This is a genomic window from Natrinema sp. HArc-T2 (assembly GCF_041821085.1).
GTDB lineage: Archaea > Halobacteriota > Halobacteria > Halobacteriales > Natrialbaceae > Natrinema.
The window spans coordinates 1-25,835 of sequence record NZ_JBGUAZ010000008.1; the positions used below are offsets into that span (position 1 = coordinate 1).

The 25,835-nt window shown below is 56.1% G+C and carries 24 protein-coding genes and 2 pseudogenes; 12 read left to right on the forward strand and 14 right to left on the reverse strand.

Features of this window, described 5'->3' with window-relative positions; all coding sequences use genetic code 11:
- The 3 genes and pseudogenes from ACERI1_RS16135 to ACERI1_RS16145 all read left to right on the forward strand — a co-directional run.
- Nucleotides 1-558: MFS transporter (locus tag ACERI1_RS16135; RefSeq protein WP_373619488.1), on the forward strand; the 558-nt coding region annotated here is incomplete at its 5' end.
- Nucleotides 559-637: 79 nt separating this feature from the next.
- Nucleotides 638-817, forward strand: a pseudogene (locus ACERI1_RS16140) (IS4 family transposase); the annotation flags it as partial.
- 302 nt (nucleotides 818-1,119) lie between these two features.
- Nucleotides 1,120-2,019 (forward strand): MFS transporter, encoded by a 900-nt coding sequence (locus tag ACERI1_RS16145; protein WP_373619489.1) that lies wholly within the window; start codon nucleotides 1,120-1,122, stop codon nucleotides 2,017-2,019.
- Between the two features lie 945 nt (nucleotides 2,020-2,964).
- On the opposite strand, the gene ACERI1_RS16150 is transcribed toward ACERI1_RS16145, so the two are convergent.
- Nucleotides 2,965-4,446: an MATE family efflux transporter gene (locus ACERI1_RS16150; protein ID WP_373619490.1), complete on the reverse strand. Its 1,482-nt coding sequence runs from the start codon at nucleotides 4,444-4,446 to the stop codon at nucleotides 2,965-2,967.
- On the reverse strand, nucleotides 4,446-5,045 hold the full coding sequence (locus tag ACERI1_RS16155) for a TetR/AcrR family transcriptional regulator (protein ID WP_373619491.1): 600 nt from the start codon (nucleotides 5,043-5,045) through the stop codon (nucleotides 4,446-4,448). The genes ACERI1_RS16150 and ACERI1_RS16155 overlap by 1 nt, the downstream gene beginning before the upstream one ends.
- 176 nt (nucleotides 5,046-5,221) lie before the next feature.
- On the opposite strand from ACERI1_RS16155, the gene ACERI1_RS16160 reads away from it, so the two are divergent.
- Complete coding sequence (locus ACERI1_RS16160; RefSeq protein WP_373619492.1) at nucleotides 5,222-5,821, forward strand: TetR/AcrR family transcriptional regulator; 600 nt, start codon at nucleotides 5,222-5,224, stop codon at nucleotides 5,819-5,821.
- A 29-nt stretch (nucleotides 5,822-5,850) separates the two neighbouring features.
- Here ACERI1_RS16160 and ACERI1_RS16165 read toward each other — a convergent pair whose 3' ends face one another.
- Nucleotides 5,851-6,279: a zinc ribbon domain-containing protein gene (locus tag ACERI1_RS16165; RefSeq protein WP_373619493.1), complete on the reverse strand. Its 429-nt coding sequence runs from the start codon at nucleotides 6,277-6,279 to the stop codon at nucleotides 5,851-5,853.
- Between the two features lie 60 nt (nucleotides 6,280-6,339).
- A complete protein-coding gene (locus tag ACERI1_RS16170; RefSeq protein WP_373619494.1) occupies nucleotides 6,340-7,536 on the reverse strand; it encodes an MFS transporter in 1,197 nt (398 codons plus the stop codon).
- Nucleotides 7,537-7,823: 287 nt separating this feature from the next.
- Between ACERI1_RS16170 and ACERI1_RS16175 the strand changes: the two genes are divergently transcribed.
- The 5 genes from ACERI1_RS16175 to ACERI1_RS16195 all read left to right on the forward strand — a co-directional run bounded on the left by ACERI1_RS16175 (nucleotide 7,824) and on the right by ACERI1_RS16195 (nucleotide 11,998).
- The gene (locus ACERI1_RS16175; protein ID WP_373619495.1) at nucleotides 7,824-8,846 is read left to right on the forward strand and encodes an LLM class flavin-dependent oxidoreductase; all 1,023 of its coding nucleotides are present in this window, start codon (nucleotides 7,824-7,826) and stop codon (nucleotides 8,844-8,846) included.
- Nucleotides 8,847-9,431: 585 nt separating this feature from the next.
- Nucleotides 9,432-9,734: a zinc ribbon domain-containing protein gene (locus ACERI1_RS16180; RefSeq protein ID WP_373619496.1), complete on the forward strand. Its 303-nt coding sequence runs from the start codon at nucleotides 9,432-9,434 to the stop codon at nucleotides 9,732-9,734.
- A gap of 325 nt (nucleotides 9,735-10,059) precedes the next feature.
- On the forward strand, nucleotides 10,060-10,275 hold the full coding sequence (locus tag ACERI1_RS16185) for a MarR family transcriptional regulator (protein WP_373619497.1): 216 nt from the start codon (nucleotides 10,060-10,062) through the stop codon (nucleotides 10,273-10,275).
- Nucleotides 10,276-10,451: 176 nt separating this feature from the next.
- Nucleotides 10,452-11,642 (forward strand): thiolase family protein, encoded by a 1,191-nt coding sequence (locus ACERI1_RS16190; protein ID WP_373619498.1) that lies wholly within the window; start codon nucleotides 10,452-10,454, stop codon nucleotides 11,640-11,642.
- Entirely contained in the window at nucleotides 11,639-11,998 is a 360-nt protein-coding gene (locus ACERI1_RS16195) for an OB-fold domain-containing protein (protein WP_373619499.1), read from the forward strand. The genes ACERI1_RS16190 and ACERI1_RS16195 overlap by 4 nt, the downstream gene beginning before the upstream one ends.
- Nucleotides 11,999-12,608: 610 nt before the next feature.
- Here the strand turns inward: ACERI1_RS16195 and ACERI1_RS16200 are convergent.
- Nucleotides 12,609-13,103, reverse strand: a complete 495-nt coding sequence (locus ACERI1_RS16200; protein WP_373619500.1) for a hypothetical protein — start codon at nucleotides 13,101-13,103, stop codon at nucleotides 12,609-12,611.
- Nucleotides 13,100-13,963, reverse strand: a complete 864-nt coding sequence (locus ACERI1_RS16205; protein WP_373619501.1) for a ParA family protein — start codon at nucleotides 13,961-13,963, stop codon at nucleotides 13,100-13,102. The genes ACERI1_RS16200 and ACERI1_RS16205 overlap by 4 nt, the downstream gene beginning before the upstream one ends.
- A 165-nt stretch (nucleotides 13,964-14,128) precedes the next feature.
- On the opposite strand from ACERI1_RS16205, the gene ACERI1_RS16210 reads away from it, so the two are divergent.
- Nucleotides 14,129-14,572, forward strand: coding sequence for a MaoC family dehydratase (locus ACERI1_RS16210; protein WP_373619502.1), 444 nt, complete (start codon nucleotides 14,129-14,131; stop codon nucleotides 14,570-14,572).
- Between the two features lie 497 nt (nucleotides 14,573-15,069).
- Here the strand turns inward: ACERI1_RS16210 and ACERI1_RS16215 are convergent, their stop codons facing one another.
- Nucleotides 15,070-16,185, reverse strand: a complete 1,116-nt coding sequence (locus tag ACERI1_RS16215; RefSeq protein ID WP_373619582.1) for an MFS transporter — start codon at nucleotides 16,183-16,185, stop codon at nucleotides 15,070-15,072.
- Nucleotides 16,186-17,451: 1,266 nt separating this feature from the next.
- Here ACERI1_RS16215 and ACERI1_RS16220 point away from each other — a divergent pair.
- Nucleotides 17,452-18,879, forward strand: coding sequence for an orc1/cdc6 family replication initiation protein (locus ACERI1_RS16220; RefSeq protein ID WP_373619503.1), 1,428 nt, complete (start codon nucleotides 17,452-17,454; stop codon nucleotides 18,877-18,879).
- A gap of 866 nt (nucleotides 18,880-19,745) precedes the next feature.
- On the opposite strand, the gene ACERI1_RS16225 is transcribed toward ACERI1_RS16220, so the two are convergent.
- The 6 genes and pseudogenes from ACERI1_RS16225 to rpl12p all read right to left on the reverse strand — a co-directional run bounded on the left by ACERI1_RS16225 (nucleotide 19,746) and on the right by rpl12p (nucleotide 23,957).
- Nucleotides 19,746-20,087, reverse strand: a complete 342-nt coding sequence (locus ACERI1_RS16225) for a CBS domain-containing protein (RefSeq protein WP_373619504.1) — start codon at nucleotides 20,085-20,087, stop codon at nucleotides 19,746-19,748.
- Between the two features lie 718 nt (nucleotides 20,088-20,805).
- Entirely contained in the window at nucleotides 20,806-21,858 is a 1,053-nt protein-coding gene (locus ACERI1_RS16230) for an NAD(P)-dependent alcohol dehydrogenase (RefSeq protein ID WP_373619505.1), read from the reverse strand.
- Between the two features lie 195 nt (nucleotides 21,859-22,053).
- Nucleotides 22,054-22,503: a universal stress protein gene (locus tag ACERI1_RS16235; RefSeq protein WP_373619506.1), complete on the reverse strand. Its 450-nt coding sequence runs from the start codon at nucleotides 22,501-22,503 to the stop codon at nucleotides 22,054-22,056.
- Nucleotides 22,504-22,806: 303 nt separating this feature from the next.
- Nucleotides 22,807-23,112 carry an MTH1187 family thiamine-binding protein gene (locus ACERI1_RS16240; RefSeq protein ID WP_373619507.1) on the reverse strand — a complete coding sequence of 102 codons (306 nt, stop codon included), beginning with the start codon at nucleotides 23,110-23,112 and terminating at the stop codon, nucleotides 22,807-22,809.
- 98 nt (nucleotides 23,113-23,210) lie between these two features.
- Nucleotides 23,211-23,521 (reverse strand): annotated as a pseudogene (locus ACERI1_RS16245) (DUF5785 family protein); the annotation flags it as partial.
- Nucleotides 23,522-23,636: 115 nt separating this feature from the next.
- A complete protein-coding gene (gene rpl12p / locus ACERI1_RS16250; RefSeq protein WP_373619509.1) occupies nucleotides 23,637-23,957 on the reverse strand; it encodes a 50S ribosomal protein P1 in 321 nt (106 codons plus the stop codon).
- 408 nt (nucleotides 23,958-24,365) lie between these two features.
- Here rpl12p and ACERI1_RS16255 point away from each other — a divergent pair, with 408 nt between their 5' ends.
- Nucleotides 24,366-24,815 (forward strand): Hsp20/alpha crystallin family protein, encoded by a 450-nt coding sequence (locus ACERI1_RS16255; RefSeq protein ID WP_373619510.1) that lies wholly within the window; start codon nucleotides 24,366-24,368, stop codon nucleotides 24,813-24,815.
- 106 nt (nucleotides 24,816-24,921) lie between these two features.
- On the opposite strand, the gene ACERI1_RS16260 is transcribed toward ACERI1_RS16255, so the two are convergent.
- A complete protein-coding gene (locus tag ACERI1_RS16260) occupies nucleotides 24,922-25,812 on the reverse strand; it encodes a universal stress protein (RefSeq protein ID WP_373619511.1) in 891 nt (296 codons plus the stop codon).
- Between the last annotated feature and the right edge of the window lie 23 nt (nucleotides 25,813-25,835).

Consider the following 25,835-nt stretch of genomic DNA (forward strand, 5'->3'; position numbering starts at 1 on the left):
TTACGGTTTCTCAGTACGGCGATCGGGTTCGCCCTTGCTTTTGGCTGGTATTACGTACTCTCCGCCCACCTCGTCGAGATTCTCACAGCGAACGGTATCGATGTCACGATCGCCGCCGCTGGACTCAGTATCATCGGTGGCGTCAGCGTCTTCACCCGCGTCGGGGGTGGGATCATTGGAGACCGTGTGGGCCAGCGCGAGACCTTTATAACAAGTGCCGTCCTCGCCAGTCTCTGCGCGGTTGGATTCCCATTTGCTCACTCGAACCTTCTAATCTACGTCGTTCTCTTCGGGTTTGGTATCGCCCTTGGGCCCCTCGCCTCGCTTTGGTCACCGATTATCCTCACTCGCTTTGGTTCCGAGAATGCGACTGCGACGGTCGGCTTGATCAATATGACCGTGGCTGGCTCTGCGTTCCTTACACCGCTCATTGTAAACGCGCTACATCACGTGACCGGCGGATCCGTTCTTCCTCTCATCCTGCTGGGTGCCATCACTATTTTCGGGGCAACCCTTTTCCACTGGGGTACGAATCCGGCAAGTGGTAATTTTAACTAAACCCGGCATCCGTTCTAGGTTAGCAGATTGCACAGCCATCTGATTGGATGGCGTTGTGACGAGCGGTCTGAGAAATCCGGTGGATGATGTGACCTACAAAGCACCGAATTCAGTACTTGTGAATCGAATTCGAAGAGCGTTCCCCTGTTTCCCCCTGATGAATTGCTCGAGCGTGCACGCACAACGAATACTGGTCCAACGCGAACGGAAACTCGACATTGTCGCGCTGTTCTACACGCTTTCACTCGGTTTCGCCGCCGCGATGGCACTTCCTAGTACCATTGCTACCTCGCTGGCTTCGTCCGCTGTCAGGCCAAACCACTCATCGTCGCTGTCACTGCTGTCCGCGGAGATGAACCAAAGAGCGACGGTGGTCAAGCGACTGCTCAACCACATCGTATCCCTTCCATTCGACATTGCTGGACTCCTCGCTGATCGTGACTGATTCGATCGCCGTGTTTGCCAACCGATAAAATGTGAGAATTTATTCCCATGGTACGCTAAACACATATTTATAATATTTCAGATAAGTTGTTATGTGCGAGAGAGTGCCTACTCTGTATGGGTCTTCGAGATTTCCATCCGGCTGTTCTTGCAACAGCACTTGCAACGTTCGTTTCCTTCCTCGGAATCGGGGTTGTCGATCCGATTCTGCCCAGTATCGCGCGTGAGATGGGGGCATCCCACTTCATGGTGATGTTTCTGTTCACGAGCTACCTCTTGGTTATGGGGCTCGCTAACCTGGTTGCGGGCGCGCTTGCCACACGATTCGGAAGCAAAAACACGATGCCCCTCGGAATTGCAACGGTTGCCGTTTTCGCGGGGGCTTGTGCGTTCGTGTCGACGATCGAATCCTTGTCGATTCTCCGTGGCGTCTGGGGACTCGGAAACGCGCTGTTCACCACGACGGCACTCGCTATCATCGTCGGTGTCGCTGGCGGGTGCAGTGAGGGAGCTATCACACTCTACGAAGCGGCACTCGGCTTTGGAATCGCCTGTGGGCCGCTTCTCGGTGGCTTGCTCGGCGCACAGTCATGGCGACTGCCGTTCGCTGGGACCAGTATCCTGATGATCATTACGTTCGGGTTCGTCATCGCCACAGTCTCCGAACCAGACACCGAACGCCAGCAGGGGATTCGCGATGTCGTCGGGACGTTCCGCCACACGGGCGTATTTACGAACGCAGTTATCGGCATGCTCTACACCTTCGGCTTCTTCACGTTGCTCGCGTACACGCCGCTCATCATCGGTCTCGGTACGGTTCAAATCGGTCTCGTGTTCTTCGCCTGGGGACTGTTCGAGATCGTCGGGTCGGCCATCCTCTCGCCACGTCTAAACCAACGATTCGGGATGCCTGAGGCCACCAGTGGCGCGCTCGTCGTCGGTGTCGGACTCGTTGTCCTCTTGGGTCGGCTCAGTGAGTTTCGTTTCTCCACCCCGGACCCAGCTACCAACCACTGATACTCTCTAATGCCTAGAGTTGAGGAACGATTCGGGCAGAAGAAAAGTACAACTTGGACAGGACATAGCCAGCACTGAACGGTTTAGCGAATCTAAGCTCTCTCTGAGCAGGTTGGCGAGTTGCATAGACACTTCTTGACACCTGCTCGTTCCTCAAACTCTCATCTAGACAGTGCCGACTCAGTGAAAGTTCGCAAATCTGTTACGTCAGCAGTCTTCGATAGTGCGTCGAGAGCTCGGTCAGCGCCATCTTGCCGCCGTTGGGCGTGTGTCTGGAGTTGTGACTCGTCCAGCGTTGGTAGGACAACCATCGCTTCTTTCCGATTCGCTTCGAGAACGCGGTCAACCTGTCGGACGGTGCTGAGTTCGTGTCCGAGTCGCGCGAAGTGCCGGCGATGCAAGTCATCGACGCCAGCAAGCGTTGCTCCCAAGACGGCAGCACCTTTACCAAGACTCCCTGCCGTCTCATCCAAAAACGTCGCTGGATCGTAATCCGCCGGTTCGGCTGACGTGTATACACGGGCAAATGCTTCCGTGATGGTTCCGAGAACCGTTGTCAGTATTTCGAAACAGTCACTGGACGGAGCGTCGGGTATCGAGTGGAGTGAAGAGAATGCGACCGAATACAGGTAGTCACCAGCGAGCAGCGCCGGTGCGGGTTCTAACGTGAGTGAGTGGAGCCCTTTCCCGGAGAGGGTAACGAATAATCGACTCCGAAGGCGGACGTAGCCGCGGAGCAGTTCGACTCCTGTTGCAGCTGGTAGGACGGTCTCGAGGTCTCGAGTGTCTGTCAGCGAGGCGTATGCGTGTCCCACCAGTTGGCCGTACCACCTGTCGCAGGGTTCCTGTAGAACCTCACGGATAAGTGGGAGCCCGGCTTCTTCTGTGTCACTGAGCACTGTCTCTAACTGACGGTTGATTTGTGACGAGGAGAGTGGCGCTGGATCAGTCATCGCCTGCCACCTCGACACTGGTTTCACCGAGGTCGACTCGGGATTCGGTCAGATTACTTTCGCGCCACGTGCCACGTCGATACCATGCGTAGGCGATGATTGCTCCCGCAATGTTCGAGATAGCGAACGACAGCCAGATACCACTTTCTCCGAGCGGGCCCGCAGTGAGCCACGCGATCGGGAAGCGGACAACACCGAGCGTCAGCACTGAGATCGCCGCTGCAGTGAGCGTCTTTCCGGCACCACGGAAACTGCCCGTGTACGCCCGCATAATGCCCATGAACCCGAACGTCAGCGCGACGTACCGGATGAACTCTGCACCGATATCGACTACCTGGGCGGCGTGCGCTTGGTCAGCACCGACGAACGCCGAGACGATGGGTTCTGGAAACAGGAAGGCGGCGATTCCTGCGATCGTGAGGACCCCGAAGAGTACTTTCGCGGCCAGCCCTGCCGCTTGTTCTGCTCGGTCTGGTTTATCAGCCCCTATATTCTGGCCGGTCATCGTTTCCACGCCACGGGCGACGGCGAGGGCAGGGAGGAAGGCAACCGAGAAGACACGCGTACCGATACCGTACGCAGCTACGACTGTGTCCGGGAACATCGCAACGATGACCAACAGCAGGTTCATCGAGATCGCTCGGCCAGTACCTTCGATGGATGCCGGCAAGCCGATGCGAACGAGGCGGCGGAGATACGAGGGGTCAGGGGCCATATCGTGGAGGTTGATTTGGACACCACGGTTTCCGCGGAACATGATTGCTAGACCAACAATCAGTGCGAGCGCACGCGAGAACACGGTGGCGATAGCCGCGCCCTGAATGCCGAGTTCCGGGAACGAGAGCGTGCCGACAAGCGGGGCGTTCTCGACAATTGTCCACCCGAAGATCAAGAACGGATCGATGACAATGTTGAGCACCACCGACCCGAACATGACGAGCATCGGCGTGATCGTGTCGCCGTATCCCCGCATGAGTGCGATGAATACAGCGAACCCGAACATAAACAACAGGCCGAGAGAGATGACTTCCATGTAGCTGGTCGCCAGCGGCAGCACATCTTGCGAGGCGCCCAGCAGGCCGAGGAAGGTGTCGACGCCGACGTAGCCGATGCCGCCAAGAATGACTGCGGCGATAGCGGCGAACGTCACCGTCTGCGAGGCGGCGTACTCGGCTTCGCGTTCTTCGTCTGCACCGGTAAACTGTGCGACGAGGACGCTGCCGGCGACGGAGATTCCCATCCCGAGAGAGATGAGCAGGAAGACCATCGGGAACGCGAAGCTGATCGCTGCCAGGGCATCCGTGCTGTACTGGCCGAGCCAGAAGGTATCCGCGAGGTTGTACGCGGTCTGGAAGAGGTTCGTCACGACGATCGGCATCGACAAGAAAAAGAGGGGCTTGCCGATGCTACCCGCGGTGAGATCGAACTCCTCGGGTCCCTTGAACAAAGATCGAATGCGACTTCGAACTCCCATTAATGGGTCGCCTCCGATAGCTCGTCTGCGAGAAAGTGTGTCTCAGCGTACTGTGTGATCGCCTCATAGGATCGCTCGAATGACTGATCGATAGCTACACGCCGCGTATGTGCTCCCGTGATAGCTGTGATAAGGAACTCGGCAGCGACGGCGGGCTTGACCGTTTCATTGAACTCGCCCATCTCGACACCAGCCGTGATGATCTCCCGCGCCCGTTCGAAGAGCAAATCATCGAAGCTGACGAGTCGCGTCTGGATCGCGTCGTTGTACGGCGCTTGCGCTGTCACTTCGAGTAGCGCGGTTTGGTACTCTTGGGCAGGCGCAGCTTCTTCGTCAGTGAGAGCCGTTTCGAGGAGCGTATAGAGTTGGTCACGCGGCGTGCCACCGTCGACTGCGGGAAGCTGCGCAGTGTATCGTTCGTACAGAAAGTCGAGAAACTCGAGGAAGAGGTTCTCTTTGCTGTCGTAGTAGTAGTGGATGGCTGCTTTACTCCGGTCTGCCTCGTCAGCGATGTCTTTGAGAGTGAGATCGGCGTATCCGTGCTGGCAGAGTGCCCGAGACGTCGCCTCGAGAATTTCAGTAGCTGTATCATCGTCCATATCGGGAAGCACGCATACTTACTAACCGATTAGTCAAAAGGGTTTGGAACGCAACGCTCTCAAGAGAGGTCATCGGTTTTCACCTATGTAGACGTCTACACCGACACCGTCCGAAGTGATACTATCTGACGAGTGGGTCAAAACTATTATCTGCGGCCCACATCAGTACTCGTACGATGGCCGATACGCCGACAGAGGCCGAACCCGATCCACACGAGGAGATCATGCGCGCAACGTACCGCGCACTTCGTGAGCACGGATATGCCGATCTCACGATCAAGCGTATCGCCGATGAATACGGAAAGTCAACCGCTGCAATCCACTACCACTACGACACGAAGGACGACCTGCTGACAGCATTTTTGGATTTCATTCTCGATCAGTTCAAGGACACGGTTCACGAGGTCGAGACGACAGATCCCGAGCAGCGACTCGAGTTGCTACTCGACAAACTGCTCGTCAATCCCAAGGACCATCAAGACCTTCTCGTCGCCATACTGGAGATGCGGAGTCAAGTGCCGTACAACGACCAATTCCGCGAGCGGTTTCAGCAAAACGATGAGTACGTTCAGTACCTGATCCGCACAGTGATCGACCAAGGGGTCAAGACAGGCGTGTTCGACGATGTCGACACTGACCACGTAGCCCAAGCGCTCATGATAATCGTCGACGGCGCGCGGACACGAGCGGTTGTGTTCGACGAAGAAGATTCGCTCGAGACAGCGAGGCGAACCGCAGCAGAGTACGTGACCGCCGCTCTAGTCGCTGATGACTGAGTACCAGTCGTAAGTCCGTAGAATGATTATTATCGACCGTCCCCTTCCTCGAGTCGCTCCCGATCGATGTCATCGATCGGCTTCGTACACCACTGGCAGAACTCGAGGTCGGAATCCAGTTCCTTTCCGCAATGAGGACAGGGTGTCGACTCCGCTGCGGCAGGATCGACCGCGCTTGGAACACGCTGAGAGCGCGCGAGCAGGTACGCGTCCAAGATGCTGAGGCCGATAACGAGGAACAGCGGTGCGACAACCAACGCCTCCTCGAGTCCACCGTTTCCGGTCACAAACGCGTCGAGCGCAGTCGGATCGACGAACAGTGTGGTCACGACGAACGAAGCAGCGAGCCATCCGAGCGCACGACGCCACCGCCGAAGGTAAAGGTGACCGAGCCCGGTAGCGAGCATCGCGAGTAGCATCGCGAGCCACGGTCGTTTCTGCGATGTTGACTGAGCCATGTCACTAACTAATCGATTAGTAAGTATAAGCCTTCTCCTGTCGGCATTCGCCAGTCATCTTCAATTGTCACCCAGGCCGTGTGACAGTCTTGTGTCAGAATCCGTGATCTGCCGAACAGGCTGAAACGCGAGCGCTGCAATCGCGACCTCTAGTCCACCAGCTACGAGAAATGCCGGTAGGTAGCCGTACAGCTCTGTAACGGTTCCACCGATGAGAAATCCGCTCAACATCCCGAGACTACCGAACACATTGAATCCGCCCATCGCTGCACCACGCTCCGTCGCCGGTACGATATCAGTGACAAGTGCCATTGTCGTTGGTGAGACAAGCGCCCCACAGACACCGACGAGTACCGTCAGAATTGCTGCGGCCACGTAAGTAGGCGAAAGTACGACGGCGATGATCGTCACTCCATATAGCAGTGATCCGACAACGACTGGCAGGAATCGCCCGATTCGATCCGAGAGCGATCCGACTGGATACTGTAATACTGCAAACGGAACGAAGAATAACGCAAGCGTGAATCCCGCTGTTGCAGCATCGATATCGAATGTATCTCTGAAGTACGCAACACCGGTTAACGCAAAGAATCCCGCAGTCAAGCGATCGATGTATCCGAATGCGAACGGCACAAGTAAGATCGGGTACGATCGGACTCGATCGGACTCGATCGACGACTGTATCGACAGGGGCCCACCACCGACACTCCGGTCGGGGATCGTCGCAGCGAGGGCAGCCGAACCACCGAGGAGTATTGCACCCCCGTATAGTGGCGCAAGCGGATCAACCGTGGTGAGTTGCCCACCAACGACCGAGCCGAGTGCCGCACCGAGTCCGATAGCTGTCCCTGCTGCACCCATGTTTCGACCGTGTCCACCTGAGCGATCCATTAGCATCGTGATCGACAGCGAGAACGCACCAATGGTAAACGCACCACCGGCGACTCGCAATAGCAACACAACACCGAACCCGAGACTAACATGAGGAGCGACTGCAACCGCCAAGTAACTTACAGCACCGCCCGTCGCGCCCAAGACGACCGACGGTGTTCGAGACCCAAGAGAATCACTGGCGACACCCCACAAAACGGCACACAGAACAAATGCGCCAAACTCAGCGACTAGAAACCACGTTCCGGCGAGAATGCTCTCACTGCCACCCAGCGCCGAGACCGTTTCGTCAAGCCCCGGATAGAGAAACACCTGCGAGACGAGAACACTCCAGACGACAAGCGAAAGTCGGGATCGATCACTCATAGAGACGAGGCTATCTACGTGGATGCGGCCAGATCATCTGTGTGTCCCATGTTCGATCGAGTATACCTGTTCGAAGAGTCACTAGCGAACAGGATGAGGAGTGTCGCTGACATACAAGTAATTACTCAGTTAGTGCAAAAAGTTTCTCATCGAGAGCGCCAGAGCGAGACAGAAGCGACGAATTCGTATATTTCCGTCTGGAGAATCCCCACACGAGCTTCGACGGTATCATCAAGAAGAAGAAAGACTAACCAAACCGTTAACTCTTGCAATCCCTGAATCAGGGTATGGATCTCTCTGTTGTCGATCTGTCTCCCGTTCCGAACGACGGGACCGCGAGTGACGCGTACGCGAACACCGTTGAGGCCGCTCAACAGGCTGAAAAGCTCGGATACTCTCGGTTCTGGGTGGCCGAACATCATAGCATGGCAGACACTATCGCCGGGACGACGCCCGAAGTGCTGCTTGGACACCTCGCCGCTGAAACAGAATCGATTCGACTTGGATCAGGGGCAGTGCTACTCAACCACTACAGCCCGTTCAAAGTCGCCGAACAGTTCGGCGTACTCGATTCACTCGCACCAGGTCGTATTGACGCGGGCCTTGGCCGGGCTAATGGATCGCCTGCGGCAGATCAAGCCCTCGGAACAGACCGACACATCCAGAATCCCGATGAAGATCATGCAGAGAAGATCGAAGCCGTCGTCAACCACCTCTATGACGACTACCCTGACGGACATCCCTACAGCGACCTGCAGATACCGCGTTCGGGCGAGGACGTCCCCACGCCATGGGTGCTCGGGTCAAGTCCATCAAGCGCTGCGATCGCAGCTGAACTCGGGCTCCCATACTGCTTTGCGGCGTTCATTCGACCGCAGCTGGCAACCCGCTCGTTCGAGACGTATCGCGAACAGTTCCAGTCGTCGTCACTTGCCGGTAGTATCGGCGAGCCACAAGGTATGATCGCTGTGAACGCAGTCTGTGCAGAGACCGATGAAGAGGCGGCACGACTCCGAGCCGTGGCCGAGGCGTCATACCAGCGTATGCAACGCGGGGTTGTCGGCACGAGACCGTCCATTGAAGAGGCTATCGACGAATTCGGTGGCGTTCCAGAGCCGACGCCCGCAACACTCACTGCTGATGAATGGCCACGAGCGATTTCCGGGAGCCCGGAGACGATTTCATCACTTCTTGAACGACTCACGGAACGCGTCGGCGTTGACGAAGTGATGATTCAACACATCCACGCAACCCATACGGATGCGTTCCGTTCGCACGAACTGATTGCTGAGGGCATCGGACTCACGTGAAGACGGATGGCTTGCTTGGATACAACTCTGCAATTGGATTCTTTCAGCTTGCAAAGGCAATGAATACTAAATTTGTTTATTCCTCCCCTGTGATTTATAAATATGCAAGCTTATCCCGGACAAAACTGCGACAAAGACCCGGAGGAACGATCTAATCGCTGCAGCAACTGCGGCAAGAGAAAACAGTGGATTAGCCAAGGCCACCACAGCGAAATATACGCCTGCCTATACTGCAATTGACTTTCACTGAGTCAATTAGTGACATCCACCTCACGTAAACGACCACGGGTCAGGTGACCGTGGCTTTTGTAACTCTATCAGTCTATCTTTCTACAAGGAGAGGTACGAAACACGCCCGGGCGTCGATCTTGCAGACGTTACGAGTGTCCAGCAAGTCAGAGTCGTCTGGAACGGCGATGAAACGCTCTCTACCCGGAAAACGCTGTGAAAAAGGATAGACACTATTTCTGCCACGTCGAATGCGACACGGAAGGTGATGACGGCCCATCGAAGAAAGCAGAATGGACGCGGAAGAAGAAAGAGCAGCATCGCCGACATTCGCTTCACGCATTAACGCGAGACATCGTGGAGCAGTGTACTATTCGTGGTGTTGGTGAAATCGCTGTAGAACACCCGGAAGACATCCGTGATGATGCTGAATGGGGTCGCCACGGGAACAAGAAGTTCCACGATCGACCGTTTGACACGATCATCGGCATGATCGAGTACAAAGCCGAAGAGCACGGGATCAGCGTCGAGCGCGTTGATGAATCCGGGCTCCGAACGTCGAAGACGTGCTGTGCGTGCGGGATGGAAGCATCTGCGAATCGCGTGGAACGTAGACTGTACGTCTGTGACGAGTGTGGATTAGTGGCGAACGGGATCTGAACGCTGCGGAGAATATGCGAGCGACGGTACTCCGAGTCCTGAAACGGATAGGAGACGGCTGTTTGGCGCAGCCAGCAGTCCGCCTGTTCGACAAATACACCGGCAGGGTAGCGGGCCGAGAACAGGTCGCCGACTGCAAACCATACTATCCCAACGATCGGGAATCCTACGGCTTCAGCCGTAGGAGGACTTCAAAGTGAGGAGGAGGTCACACTAGACGGTGACGGTGCGACCTATCGCACACTATCACTCCATAAAAAATAATCATAGATATAAAACATGAGCGATTGATTATATATACAAGTACGTTGCCAGCACGAATGCGATGATATCCACGAACGAACAGCAAGTAGCGATTCCGGATGGTCTCGCATCATCACAGGCTAAACTCGTCTACCTCTCCCTCTTCGTGATGGAGAAGGCGACCGTATCTGAGATCCAGCAACTGTTAGAGTTGCCCAAGCTCACGATTCTTCCAATTATCAGATCGCTCGCCGCAAACGACCATATCAAGCGTACGGAGGACGGCTATGCTATCTAAGGAATGCCGAACTCTTGCCGGCGAGCAATCGAGCTACATCACCGGCAAAGTCAGTGACATTAATGGGGGTATCGACCTATGATCCCTCAGCCAATCCACAAGGGAAGCGGCCAGCAAGCTACCCGAATGACACATTCCCGAAAACCATTGCGACCGACACTGGATGGTGATTGCGAATGACGGCGCATCGTCAATCTTCAGCTGGACAGACAGATCGCGTGGCGATTATCGGTGCCTCAATGACTCAGTTCGGACAACGCGAGGGGGAATGGGTAATGGATCTCCTCGCGGAAGCCGGAATCAAGTGTCTCGAGGACGCAGGCGTCGACGCAGACGACGTCAAGCACCTCTATGTCTCGAATATGACCAGCGGTGAGTTCGAAGGGATGACGGGGGTGATGAACGCGCTGGCACACGACCTAGACATGATGCCGGCATACACCCAGCGAGTCGATCAGACGAGTTCGAGCGGCGGAGCCGGGATCTACGCCGCCTGGCAATCGATCAAAAGCGGAGCCAGTGACATGACCTTGCTCGTCGGCGGTGAGAAAATGACTCATACAACGACCGGCGAGTCGACCGACATCATTGCGTCAATCGGTCATCCCACGGAGTACAAGACCGGCGTCACGCTCCCATCGTTTGCTGGCCTCACAGCGCGCCATTATCTCGAACGATTCGACGTGCCCCGGGAGAGTTTGGCGAAAGTGGCGGTCAAAAACCACAAAAATGGCGTCGACAACCCCAACGCCCAGTTCCAGAAAGAAGTCGATCTCGAGACGGTGTTGGAGTCACCGATTATCGCCGATCCGCTCCGTCTCTACGACTTCTGTCCGGTGACGGATGGCTCGGCCGCGCTGCTTTTCTGCCCCGAATCGGTCGCCCGGAAGTACACGGACGACTACGCCGTGATCGCAGGTGTCGACGGAGCAACAGACACGCATGTCGTCCATGAGCGTGCGGATCCAACCGTGATGGGAGGCGTCGTGAAGAGCGGGAACGGCGCCTACGAGATGAGCGGCTACGGTCCTGACGATATCGATGTCGCAGAACTCCATGACATGTTCACTATCCTCGAGTTCCTCCAGATGGAAGGACTCGGGTTTGCCGACCAGGGGGAAGCCTGGCAACTTGTCGAAGACGGATACACAGAGAAAGACGGTGAACTTCCGGTCAATACGTCTGGCGGCCTCAAGTCGAAGGGTCACCCGCTCGGTGCGAGTGGCGTCGCACAGGGCGTCGAGATCTACGAACAGCTCGTCGGCGAGGCCGGCCCACGACAGGTCGACGCGGATGTCGGCCTCTGTTGTAACGTCGGCGGCTTCGGTAACTGCGTGATCACCACCATCATGGAGGCAGCACAATGACGATGGACGCGATCCGATATGAGAACGGTACGATCAGCTATCCCGGCCACCCGCGCGGTCCCGGTGGCTCGAATCCGGCGGAAACGATCGATCTCAGCGAATATACCGCTGAAGTCGTCACCTGGACGACCAGCACCGCGACGCCGCCCGGCGTCCGCGAACCGAACTACCTCGCGATCGTCGAGTTCGACGTAGAGGGTGAATCCGTCCGCGCGATCGGCCAGTTGACCACCGATGATGTTGAAACAGGTGATGAGGTCCGCCCTGTCCACGTCGACGAACTCCGCGAACCCGGCGCTGGCATTCGGGAACCCGAGAGTCAAGACTGGGACGGCTACCGGTTCACACCTGTGTGAGTTGGCTGGCCGCAATAATCGGAGGCTTTGTGTGAAGTATCTCGGGGACAAGCCCCGAGACTTCGCCGTGTAGACCGCACATCCCAATCAAGGCACGCGGTTGCAGTCGAATTTAATTCACCTCGACTTCTCTTATGAATTGTCTGGAAGTAACACCTGAACACCCGGTGTGTCCGTGAAGGTCGGTCGCTCCGCCACGACCCGACAGTACCCATCTCACTACGTCAAGAGCGTGTGGGTTTTGAGAGGCGCCGCATTTCCACGGTCGAAGCCAAACTCAACGAGGATGAGCGAACTGACCTCAAGTCCGGCAGCATCCATCACGGTCTCCTTTGACAGTGCCCCTAACGGTGTTTTAGGTGAGTCTGATCAGTTAAACTGACCAGTATTACTCGTTGATAGCGTCGAGTTTTTCCTCTCAAGGAATAGTCTCACGTCCAGTCGATACAACTGGTGTTCTACATTCTGCCTTGCTGTAATCGGGATTACCATCTACGATACGCTACTTCTGACAAGAGGGATCCACATCGGTATTGCGACACGATGACGGCATGCCCAAGTCACATCACAGTCTGATTTTCAGAGTGGTCGGTCTAAGAAAACGGAAGTGCTAGAAATCCATACCCCACTCGCGGAGAATATCCTCGGCGTCGTCTAAATTTTGCATCCCGGCGAGATAGATCGCTTCCCGAGCATCAAGCTTGTAAAGGTCATCGTCAAATCGGTCCTCGAGCTCGCGGCGTGCTTGTTTCTCGTTGTCCTCGGTATCCTGATAGACGAACAATTGGTGCACACCCCCATCGCGATCTTCTTTGACTGAGTCTCGAACGACTATTCGCGGTAAGTCTGATCGGTCAAACTGACGGGTATTACTGCCAGACGGCGTCGGGTTTTCTTCCTGATCGATTTGGCCAGCCTGGCCAGTATTACTGGCTGCATCTTTTTGCCCATCAGTCTGGTCAGACTGACCAGTACCACCAGTATTACTAACCACATTTTCTTGTTCTTCTGACTGGCCAGTAGTACTGGCTTCTGTTTCCTGCTCCTCTGATTGGTCACTCTGCTCAGTCTCGTCAGCAAACGGGTTTTGGCCACCAGATTTCATGCTGTGACCTCTGTCGTCGCAAATTGATCGGCAATGAACTCGGCTAGCTCGTCGAACTTCTCGAGCGTCGGTTCTTCGTAATCGCGAAGATCGCGGTAGTCGTCGTTCTCCGCGAGTTCGTAGATCGACACTTGGTTGTCCCACGCGTCACCAAGCATCGACCCACGCTCGCCAATCGACACAGGGGCGATCGGCAGTGACTCCTCCTCGAGTGCACTGAGATATTTCTGGTTCACGTTTGTCCCCTTGACCTTGTTCGGGACGGTACCGAGAACACCGACGTCGATATCTCCGAGTTCAGCCTCGAGGCCACTCACCACATCACGGAGGCCCTGAACACTCCGCTCGCCTTTCGGAGATGGTTCGAAGGGGATGAGGAGATTCGACGTTGCGTAAACCGCGTTGTACAGGTGTTGCCCCTCAGACGCTGGTGGATCAATGATGATAACGTCGTACTCCGATGGGACACCCGCGTCGACGAGGACCCGTCGGAGCTGCTTTTCCTTCTCGAACTCCCCCTCGAGGCTCGTCTGGTCCTCGAGTTCCTTGGCCGTCGCGAGGAGATCAGCAAGGTTGCCGAGATTATTGTGACTCGGAACGAGATCTACGCCTTCAGTCGACTGGATGAGGTCATGGAAATCGCCTCGTGGTCGGTCAACCATGTGGAGGACGAGATTGTCGGCTTCGCTGTCGGCCTTCCGATCATCGAGACCGAAGTGATTGGTGAGGCCGCCATCCTGCGGATCCATATCGATTCCGAGAACCTTCATCCCTTGATTCGCGTGCGCACGCATGAGGTTAGCCGCAAGCGTCGTCTTTCCGACGCCACCCGCCTCGGACCAGACTGTATACGGAATCATACACGCTAAGCAGATGGTCTCCTTATATAAAAATACTATCCAGACAAGACAGTGTTGCTGGACAGTAATACTACACAGTATTACTAGCCACACTTTATAGCCACTTCTGAATGCTGGCGCTGTTACGGAGAAGTTTTTATTGAGAGAGACAACTGTACAGCGGAAATGGCAGATCTGTATTTCGAAAATCTCGAGGAAGGCCAACGACGAGAACTCGGTAGTTATACTGTCCCAAAGGATGAAATGATGGAGTTCGCACGACGGTACGATCCGCAGCCGATCCACGTTGACGAGGAGGCTGCTCGGGACTCCATCTTTGGTGGGGTAATCGCGAGCGGTTGGTACACTGCTAGCGTCTGCATGCGGCTCCTCGCAGACGAATTCCTCAATGAGGCTGCGAGTATGGGTGCGCTTGGCTTGGACGAGCTCCGGTGGCAGAACCCGGTTCGAGCGGGCGATACGCTTACTGTTTCGAACGAGATTCTCGAAACGCGTCCATCGGAGAGCCGCGACGATCGTGGCTATGTTCGGAACAAGACGGTCGCACGCAATCAGGACGGCGAGGAGGTCCTTGTCTGGGTCGCGACCAATATCTTTGCTTCGAACTGACATCCACCTGTGGCTAACGCCACTCTGGATACCTGCTCTGGCCGAACCCGGCAGGGAAAGTGATCACTCGAGTGACTTCCTTCCCACCCTACTCGGTCACCGCTGACGCGGTTCGCTCGTTGAGGACGGGCATTAGCGCCTGATTTTCAGGTAAATGGAGATATTCGCTACCCCCCTTATCGGTTAAATCGGAAGTCCACGCTGAATGCCATGTCCTTCAAGGCGTAGTTAGCTTACTTCCGTCGTTTCCGTAGTCCACCCTAGGTTTATATCGTGTTTGTTCAATAGCGTTGGAAATCCAGCCATTCGTGGTAACCTAACTTGGACGGTGCTATGCCTCCCGCTCAACCCACGTCTGAAGACGGAAGTATGCTAATCGACTCAATGATTACGAACGAAATCCACTCCGGCTACCGATGGCGAGTGTTGCGCCGGGCCTACTGCTTGACCTCCGCCTGAAGACGGAGGCATGCGCTATCGGTCTGTATCAGGCTCTACTACGGACCGGCTGTGCCGACAGCGGTCGCCCACAATCCACTGACTGCCGCGGCAAGCGTTAGAAGGATTGCAATGGTGAAGTTTCCGGTGTACTCGACGCTGGCTGTTCCGAGCGGTGGCATCGCGAGAGCGGCGACACCGATCGCGACGTTGAACGTTCCGACGATGGCAGTGTCTTTCTCGGGTGAATAAACACCCATGAGAAGCGGGATATACAGCGTCGCGGAGCCACCCAGTCCGAGCCCGATCAGGCAAATCGCAACCGCAATGATCGAAACGGAGGGGACAACCAGCATTGCGATACCGACAGCCGCACAGACGAGTGATGCGAGAAACGCTCGTCGCGAGCCCATGACGTCGGCGAGATAGCCGCTGGCGATCCGCGAGATGATACTGACACCGCCGATCAACCCGAACGCGGTGGAGGAACCGGCAGCCGTCAGTCCGCGAGTAGCGAACAGATCGACAGCATAGGCGGCAAGCAGCTGGTACCACGCAAACGAGAGCGCGATCCCGACGAACAGCAACTGAAACGTTCGCGTCCCGGCTAAGCGAGTGAGCCACTCGAGCAGTTCGCTGGCGGTCGCAGTCGACTGTGCTGCCCAGTTCGGGCGTCGACAGACGAGCCCTGCGAGGAGAAAGGCGAGGGCGGTTGTCGACATGATCAACAGAAAGCCACGCCGCACGCCGATCGCCGAGAGCGCGCGCTGCCAGATCGGTGGGAGCACGAACAGTCCGAGTCCGTTACCGACGAAGAGCAGTCCCGTTGCGGCCCCCCGGCGAACCTCGAACCAACGCGGAACGACGGAGGCGAGGAGAACGAACGCCGTTCCGAGTGCAAGTCCGAGGACAGCGAACACGGCGAGCAGTCCACCGAGCGACTCGAAGAGATACAGCGACGGTGCGACCGCACCCGTTGCGAGCGAACACGCGAGCAACACCGCTCGAGCCCCAAACCGTGCGCCGAATACGCCGATGAGCCCGGAGCCAATAAAGAACGTAAAGAGCATGATAGAGAACACACCGGAGAGCGCGACCGATGAGACGCCGAATGCATCGCTGAACGGTGCACGGAAAATACCGTACGAAAGCGGTGTCCCGAAGGTAAAAACCATCGCTACAGAGCCGACGATCGCCACGATCCAGCTACGGCGGCTGTCGGGCCGTTCAGCACGAGCAGTATGCACGATCGACTCTCACCGATGAGCGGTCGAAAGGGTTCTGATCTGGGCTTTGAACGCAGCGATCTATAGGAACAACTGAAACGATTGATACACAGATCGCACGATAGCTGCGCAATCGAATGTACGTTGACGTTCAGTGGCTACGATAGCCGATCGCTACGGCATCTCGGTTCCACATTACGCACCGTTTCGCGACTGGAACATGAGCGGTTTCACCGATATCGTCCGGTGGGCGAGCGTCAAGCAGGATCGGAGAATAGATAGCCGGACAACAGAAGCTTCGGTGGACTCGATGGTTTTGTGGAATCGTCCAGAGACACCCCTCTATCGATGTGTTTGTGAGAGGTGATCACTTGCAACTCGAGTCGAACGTTGGGGCGTGGACAGTGAAAGAGACGGTGAAATAGTTGTGATTGACATGATTGGTGATAATACGCGAGATCAGTGTGAGTCGTGATGGAATTGCTTACTGATAGTAAAATTGTATGATCGGCATGGGAGACTGTTTAAGTCTGTGAAGGGACACCCCTCTATCGATGTGTGGCTTTCAGAGCTCGGCAGCTGTGCCGAAAACGAACGAGGACGTCGTGACACAGACACCCCTCTATCGATGTGTTCGATGTGTCGAAGGGGGTGGGGGGGGGTATCCGACGGGGGAGAGTAGGTGAGAGGTTCGGTACCTCGAGATATCGAAGCAAAGAGCAGATAAGCGGATATCAAGGACGCTAAGCAAGTCGATTTCTTCTTCTCTTCTTCTAGCTTCTAGACTAGACACTCACACACCCCTCTATCGATGTGTTCGATGTGTTCCGAACTGCCGCTCTTTTGTTGTCTCAATCACGTCAGATATCGCCCTACTGCTTGAATAGAGCAGCGTTCCTCTCAGAGACACAGATCCTCTAGATCTTCCTTCTCAAGGCTGTTCTGTATCGAATCCTCTCAGAACGGTTTCTCCACCACGCTCATTTCTCGTTCAAAGGCTCTGTTTCTGTCTCCACCTTCACCTCGAACACATCGATAGAGGGGTGTCTGTGTTACCACCGTACTGCGGCATAACACATCGTCGGTCGTCGGTCACGACTCGCGGTTGCCTACTCTCAGCTCAGGGGAACTGGTGGCGATACCTTCTCAATCGAAGAAATACACATCGATAGCGGTGGGGGAACACTTTTGGTTCCACCCTGTATGGGTCATCGTATGGACCACTTCGAGGATCCTCGCGATGGGGCGGGGACATCGAAGGATGACACGACGGAGCAGGCTCCTTCCTCGTCTGATTCGACTGCATCCGAGCGACCCTCATCTTCGACCGATCCAGCGCCGACCAGTGAATCGAAATCGATCGAGGACATGTTACTTGAGTTCGACCAACAGGACGGACTCATTCGTGACCGGTCGCTTCTCGATCCGAATCATATCGTCGAGGAGGATCGGATCGTCGGTCGCGACGCGCAACTCCAAGAGGTCACCAAGATGCTCCGTGTTGCTCTGGGTGATAACCGCCCGCCAAATCTTTTTCTTTACGGTCCCTCGGGAACCGGAAAATCACTCATTACGAAAGCCGTCTGCAAGAATATTAGTTCCATCTGCGAGTCCCGCGATATCCGGTTCGGGACGGTCGAAGTCAACTGCCAGGATCTCGACACCCTCGGTGTTGCGGTCTACGAACTGGCGAGTCGCGCTGCCGCCGAAGCTGGCGTCGACGTGGAGGTTCCGAAACACGGCGTCGCGACGAAAGAAAAGTGGGACGAACTCTATCGGATCGTCAACGAGAACTTCGACTCAGCGGTCTTCGTCCTGGACGAACTCGACATGCTTGTCGGTCGCCGAGACAAACAGGAGCCGGCGTTTTCTCGACTGCTCTATCAACTCTCTCGAGCCGGTGCAAACAACGAACTCACGGCTCACATCTCCGTCGTTGCGATTTCGAACGATACGAAAATGATGGAGGCTGTGGGTAGTCGGGCTCTGAGTTCGTTTACCCCGGAAGACGTCCATTTCGACGACTACGATGCGAATCAACTCCAGTCGATCCTTCGCCGTCGACAGGACGCGTTCTACGAGGATGTCCTCGACGACGATGTCATTCCATTGGCGGCGGCCTTTGCGGCACAGACTCACGGCGATGCCCGCAAGGCGATCGACCTGATGCGTGTTGCCGGCGAGCTCGCAGAACGCGAAGGTGACGAACGTGTTCGTGAAGAACACGTTCGCAAAGCACAGGATAAAGTCGAGAAAAATCGGGTTCTCGAGGTCGTCCGCGGGATCAGCACTCAGAAGAAGCTATGTCTCTACGCGACCGCAACTGTCGCTGCCGAGGCGGACGACGAATCCGCTCGCAGCACGACCGGGTATCGTGTCTATCAGTTCCTCACTGACGCGATCGGTGCCGAACAATATCATCAGGAGACGTATGTAAACAAGATGAAAGAGATGACGACGTACTCGCTTGTCGACTTCGAACGGCGGAGTCATGGGCCGAGTTCGGGCATGTTCCTCGAGTTTCAGTTCGGTGAGCGTCCCGATACGATTCTTGAAACAATTCGTGAAGATTCGCGTCTCGATATGGTCTCTGCGGACGAGGTAACGAGTGTCGTCAAGGCACAGGTTCGGAACGAAAACTGATGCGATCTGCTGTCACTGTGTCCCGACGCACCCGCATGGTGGGTCGCGAACTCGCCGGCACTGCCTGACAGGTGGCCGTCTGAATCGGTATCGCGGATTCGTCCTACCACACACCTCTATCGATGTGTAATCTGGCGGAATACCCTCTGAAATATCGGATATCGAACGCAAGCTCTGAGCACTCTCGATTGCACTTTCTGGCCACGTCTCATCTTGTATAAATGCTATTGTGTCTCTCAGCCATTGCAATTTCAATCGCGCCACGAAACACACCTCTATCGAAGTGTTTCCGATCCGGTTCACCGATCGCTCGAGTCATTTCGTTTGCCCTCCCTCCGATAGATTCAGCAGCTAAAGCCAACTATACGTGTAGTTCGGTAACCACTCACCACAATCCGGCAGTCAAACCGGCTAGGATGGTCCCTATCAGAAAGACTGCTACTAGGAGTAGGATCAGTGCCGCCACCATCAAATCAGTCCGGTTCATTTCTCATCACACCCTAGTTGTTCGTGGCTGGTAAAACGGTCGATAAGTAGTCCATCTGTACTTATCGAATCAGGATGTCTACATAGTCGGTGTGGGAATCGCTCTATGACACTCTCATAGGTACAATAGTTACAGTAGGCGAATTGAGTTGGGATGATAGCGTCGATCGTTCGGGAAATCGAGAAATGAGACGGCGCTTGCAGGGCGCGTCCGATCACATCGTGGTCGAAGCCCCCGACACAAACAGTCGAACTGGACACACGACGAAAACACTCGAGTTGTTCTGGACAGCACAGTAGCGGGTTCTGCTACTGGAAACGGACTGCGATACTCCGGCAAAGCGAAATGAAATTCGCGTCCGTTTCCGGACTGGAACCGCTTAGGACAGTTCGGATGTAACGTCGGTCGACGAAATCATCCCGAGGTAGTCGTCACCGTCGACGACTGGCAGATGGTTGATACCGAAATTAGTCATCATCGCAGCGACCTCCTCGAGGTAGAGATCCGGTGGGACGGTCTCGACCGATTCCGTCATTACGTCGGACACCTGCTGGGTGGTGGGATCGTGGCCCTCAGCGGCCGAAGCGACGAGATCAGTGCTGGTGACGATCGAGGGTGGATCCGTCGATACGACCAGTGCGCTGATCTCCTTGTCGCGCATCGCTGTTGCAGCCTCCGTGAGCGTCGCATCCTTCGAGACGATCTCCAGCGGCGTTGACATCACGTCTTCAACAATTCTGTTTACGGTCGTCACGCCGTAACCTATGATAACCACAATCATGGAGGTTTCGGACACCGCAATTTAGGAATCGGCTCGAGGATACGCGGTGTATGCGAGCGTCACTCGCTGATCTCTAACTAACATATATCGTTCGTGAGAGTCTCCAGCAGTTTGTCGATGATCATAATTACTAGAAACCTGTCAATACCGTCTACGATAAGATATTGCATATTGTTCACAATACTATTTCGTCTATTGTTTGTTCTCGTGTTTATAACTATTATGTAATTTAACCAACTGAGATGCAAATATTTTATACTACTATCGTTTATAGCGCATATTATCGTTATTTTCCTCCACTACTGGATGCATTTTCAGATCACTGCTCGTGGGCTGATATGCTGACGTTCGACCAGGAACTGCAGGCTACGTGATGATCTTACGCACTATTGTGAGTTCTAGTAGAAATATACATTTAGTAATAGACATGATATCGTGGGCTACGAAACGGTCGACACTGGGTTCAGGTTTTTGACATCCTTCCCTCGCTAAAGGGTGATGATTCCCCGAAGGGGATATTCAGGCTGCGCGTTTCCTTGGGTCTCAAGTACGCTTTCGTGTGGACCGTCAATGGTCGCACCGAATTGGTACCGGATTCGGAGGCGATGCGATACCTGAACGACGATGGCTTGTGATGTCGAATACAGGTTCGTCAGCTCTATTCGAAGTCGATAAGCGGTTTGATGATGCCGTCTTCTTTGGTCTCCATCAGCCTGAACGCCTCTTCGATCTCGTCGAAATCGAACTCATGGGTAGTCATCGGCGTCGGATCGACGACGTCCTCTTCGAGAAGACGGAGCAATCTGCGCAATCGAAGTCGGCCACCGGGACAGAGGCCGGTGACGATGTCCTTTTCGGCCATGCCAACACCCCACGCCTCACGCGGGATGTTTACGTACTCACCCTCACCGTGATAGCCGACGTTGGAGATGGTTCCACCGGGTTTCGTCGCCGCGACACACTGTTCGAGCGTCGTGGAGGACCCGAGCGCTTCGATGGCGGCGTCGACGCCTCTGTCGTTGGTCAGTTCGTGAATCCGTTCGACGGGATCGTGGTCCTCGAAATTGACGATCTCCGTCGCACCGTAGCGCTCGGCGAGTTCCTGGCGTTTGGGTACCGATTCGACTGCGAGTATCTGGCCTGCTCCCTGCAGTGCAGCCCCTTTGGTAGCCATGAGACCGACGGGACCCTGGGCGAACACGGCAACGGTTCCGCCGATCGGGATATCGGCGTGTTCGGCACCCATAAACCCCGTACTCATCATGTCGGTAGTGTAGGCAGCCTCTTCGTCGGTAACGTCGTCGGGAATGTGGGCCATATTCGCGTCGGCCTCGTTGACGTGGACGTACTCGGCAAACGTGCCGTCTTTGACGTTCGCAAACTTCCACCCGCCGAGAGCACCGTTAGACTGTGATGAATGGTCTGCCTGTGCCGCGTCGGAGCCCCAGTCGGGAGTGATCGCGCCAACGGCGACACGGTCACCCTGTTCGAACGAGTCGACGTCGCTGCCGACCTCCTCGACGATGCCGACGATCTCGTGACCGAGCGTGAGGTCTTCCCGTTCACCGATCGCGCCGTGGACCGTATGTACGTCGGAGGTACAGACGAGCCCTTTCGTTGGCTGGAGGATCGCATCGGTCGGTCCTGGTTCCGGCTCCTCTTTCTCTGTGAATCCTGTTTCGCCGACCTCTTCCATGACAAACGCTTTCATGACTCGTTCGTAGTACCAGAACGAGGGCCTTGAAACGGCATTGCCCTTCTTCCCGAAGGTTCACTGCCGATGAGTTCCGCCAACAGTGGGGAGACGCGATCGTTTCGGTGAACCACGCCGTATCTCGTACTGCTGAACTGACGGCTTTACCAGCGTAACGGGACTCGAGGGACGACCGGAAACCGGACGTCGGCCCTACGTCGCGCCGTCGGGGTGTGCCTCGCGAATGATCGTCACGGATCCCGGTGAGCGCCGGACGACCCGCTCGGCGACGCTTCCCACCAAGAACCGTGACAGCCCGCGTCGACCGTGACTCCCGAGGACGATGTGGTCGATGTCGTGGTCCTCTGCATACCGAATGATCGACGACGCTGCCTGTCCGACCGTCGTGTTAGTCGTCAGAGCTGCGTCGTACTCCTGTGCGATTTCGGTCGCCTCCTCGAGGAGTTGCTCGGCGGATTCCTGTGACTGTCTGTAGGCCGTCTCCGAGTAGAACCCGTTCAGACCGTCGGTACTCACCCACTCTCGCGGGTCACTCACGTGGAGGACGTGAATTTCGGCGTCGTTGTACGTCGACAGTGCGTGGTGCAACGCGGCGGTCGCCTGCGGTGATTCGTCGAACGCGACCAGGATTCGGGATGTCATGTACTTCCTGTCAACGGGCAACGGTGAATACACTTTGGGCTCTCGTTTCGATACCGATTCTCAGGCTCACTGCCCCCCTGATTCATAGGGACTGCTGTCGTACTCCGGTATGTCGCCGAAGCACCATCACCATCGCTGTAATTTCTGTGGAGACGATTTCGACACCGGTGATTTTCACAGTAGCGCGAGCCGTGCCAGTGACAGAGGCGGCACTGCTGACGTTGTCGGATGCCGTACGGAAGAGTGGGGAAACGACGCGGTCGGTCGGTGACGATCACCGATTCGGTTTCCATCGCCCCGTCGTTATCCTTGCGGCGTTCGACCGAGTTCGCGTTCGACCGTTGCCACTCGGTCTGTCGTGTGCTGCTCGCGATCGGGCTGGTGGTCGATTTCCAACGAGGTGATAATTCGGTCTTCGTCGATCGCTTCGTGTGCAGCCGCTGCAGCGTCGAAGATTTCGCTCACGTCGTCGGCTTCGATGATCGTATCCATCGGCGTGAGTTCGTACGAGATGTCGAACTGGTCGAGCGCGTCGACCGCGGCGGCGATCTGGTCCGACATGTGTTCTTCTCGAACCGGGATAATCTCGAGTCTGGCAATTACTGTCATGGGTCGTTCTTTGAGCAGGGACACGGCGGTTCGACACCGTGCCACACGACGTACGCGAGCCACCGTCAAATGCTTTTGCGGGTCATCTCGCAAGGCAGTCAGGCGTGTCGCTTCTCCGGCGTGGTGCCTGTCGGATGGTACGCCCAGAAGTTGCCGGCGCGCATCGCATTCGCGACGGCCTTGTGCAGATCGACTATCGTCTCAGGCTGTTCGGGTTCAACGTACTCGAAGAACGCGCTGAGTGGTACGACAGTCTTGTAGTTGATCCGGATCGGATCGTCTCCGTGTTCGGCGACGAACGCGTCGCGCTCGAGCGGGAAATCGTCGTGCGCGTCGACGTTTTTCGCGATAATCGCCATGCCTACTTGCGCTTCCTTCCGCTGCTTTCCGCTCCGTTGGGGTCGTGTGGTCAGTTCGTGGGCGGTTGTCTGTGAAAGAACAGCAAACGGCTTGTGCCCACAGAGGTCCTGAAAATGGCACACTACAAATACTGTCGGACAACAGTCAGTAACAAAAGAGAGCGGCTATCCGAACAGATCTCCGAGCCCCTCGCCCGACACGTCTTCTTCCTCCTCCTCTTCTGGCTCTTCTGCTTCTTCCTCTGGGGCTTCTTCCTCTCCTTCCGGTTCTTCCACCTCCGAAGCGGGTGCAGCTGGCGCTGGTGCACCGATCGCTGCCTCCGAAATGGCGTCCTCGATATCGACATCCTCGAGTGCGGCGACGAGTGCCTTCACGCGGGATTCTTCGCTGTCGACACCCGCGGCCTCGAGAACGTCGGTAACGCTCTCTTCTGTAATTTCCTGATCGGCCTCGTGCAAGATGAGGGCTGCGTAGACGTATTCCATGGTGATCACCGGCTCGAGCCGGCGTCGACCCACGACACACACTCGCGAGTGGGACGTGGGACTCGACCCCGGTTCGAGCGGCCCCTACACCGACGAGGTACATAGTCACTCCGTCGGTCTCGGTAGATGACGATCAGAGTGGAATTACAATCATATGGACGTAAATTTCGTCGCTGCTTGACTTTCTCGATCGGATTGTCTGACGTCCTTCCTTCGATCTGAAGGGCAGTCAATACTGTCCTACCGACGGCTGCCGGAGTGAGTCCGTCACGATTTCACACCAGCTCTCTGATGGGGTGGACGTGGCCGATTCTCCCAGCGGTCGAACGAGTCGGCGGCTCCCGACGGCCAAGTTTTAACTCATCTCGAGTGGCCCGTCAACTGGGCAGCATGCCCGTGAGAAGCGCCATGACTGGGGAACGCGATTCCACCGATCGATTTGACACACAATTAGAGCGACTCCAACGGCAGTTCGAAAACATATCTCGGATGTGGGATCTCGAGCGGTTCGGGCTCTCGGAATCGGAGATGACGTCGATCGGGATCGACCTGATCGATCACGGCGATGAGTTCGAACTCACGGCGAACCTTCCCGGCTTCGACAGTGACGATATCGACACCCGGCTCTCCGAGAACACGCTGACCATCACAGCGGAGCGCAAAGAAGAGGCTGAAGCACAGGAGAAGTTGTATCTCAAGCGCGAACGGGCACACCGATCTGTCAGTCGTTCCGTTCGATTGCCGGAGCCGGTTGACGAGGAAGCGGTAACTGCAACGTATGAGAACGGTGTCCTGCTGCTTACGCTCCCGAAGCAGCAACCGAGCGATGTCGGTGGACACACGATAGCGGTCGAGTAACGCGCTGTTCCGCTTGCCAGTAGTTGCGTTCGGGATGGCTCGAGGCGTGTCTGAGAGCGTGATCGATGCGCGGTAGCAGGCAGTGGATTCGATACGTGTCTGGGAGTTATGACGATCCGCTCGGTCGTCCACGTATCAGGGTCACTGGTATCGTCGACCGACGCGACACGGTCTCAGCGACGCTGCCAGTGATGAGTCGCGCCGGGAGGGATCGACCGTGACTCCCCATGATGATCTGGTCGAATCCGTTGTCCGCTGCGTAGTCGACGATCGACCGAGACGGCACCCCGTATTTCAGGTCCGTCTCGACGGCGAGATCGTTGTTTTCGATCGTCTCGCCGGCTGTTTCGACGATCGTCTCTCCCCGCTCAGTGAGGTCGTCGACGATCTGTGCTGCGTACGTTCCATCGATGGCATCGACATCGTATTCGAACGGCAGCGTCACGGCGTGGAAAATCGTGATTCGTCCCGCCGGAAACTGGCTGGTCGCGTACTCGAGTGCGGCACGCGACTGGTCCGAGCCGTCGACAGGCACCAGAATGCGACCAGGGAACTCTCGCTCGAGAAGCTCCGATTGTGCCTCCGGAACGATCGTCGTCGAGACGGGAGCCCGTCGGATGACTGCTTCACTGACGTGGCCGAGAAACGGACGAACGATCGGGGATTCGCCGTGGCTTCCCAGGACGATGTGGTCGATGTCGTGTTCGACGGTGTACTCGACGATCGTGCGATGCGGGATGCCCCTCTCGAGTACCGTATCGAGTTCGCGGCCATACTCCGCTGCCGTCTCGGCTGCCTGCTCGAGGAGCCCCTCGCCAGCTTGCTCGAGGCGTTCCTCGCTCGATTCGGGGGAGCCGACTGTTGCGTACGCGTCGTGTTCGGTGTCGGTAACGTGTATCGCGGTGATGGTGGCATCGGGAAACGAGACGAGCGTATAGACGAGCCCTGCGGTCGACTGTGACGAGCGATCGATCGGAACGAGGATGTTCGTTGACATAGGTCTGGGATCGGATACACATC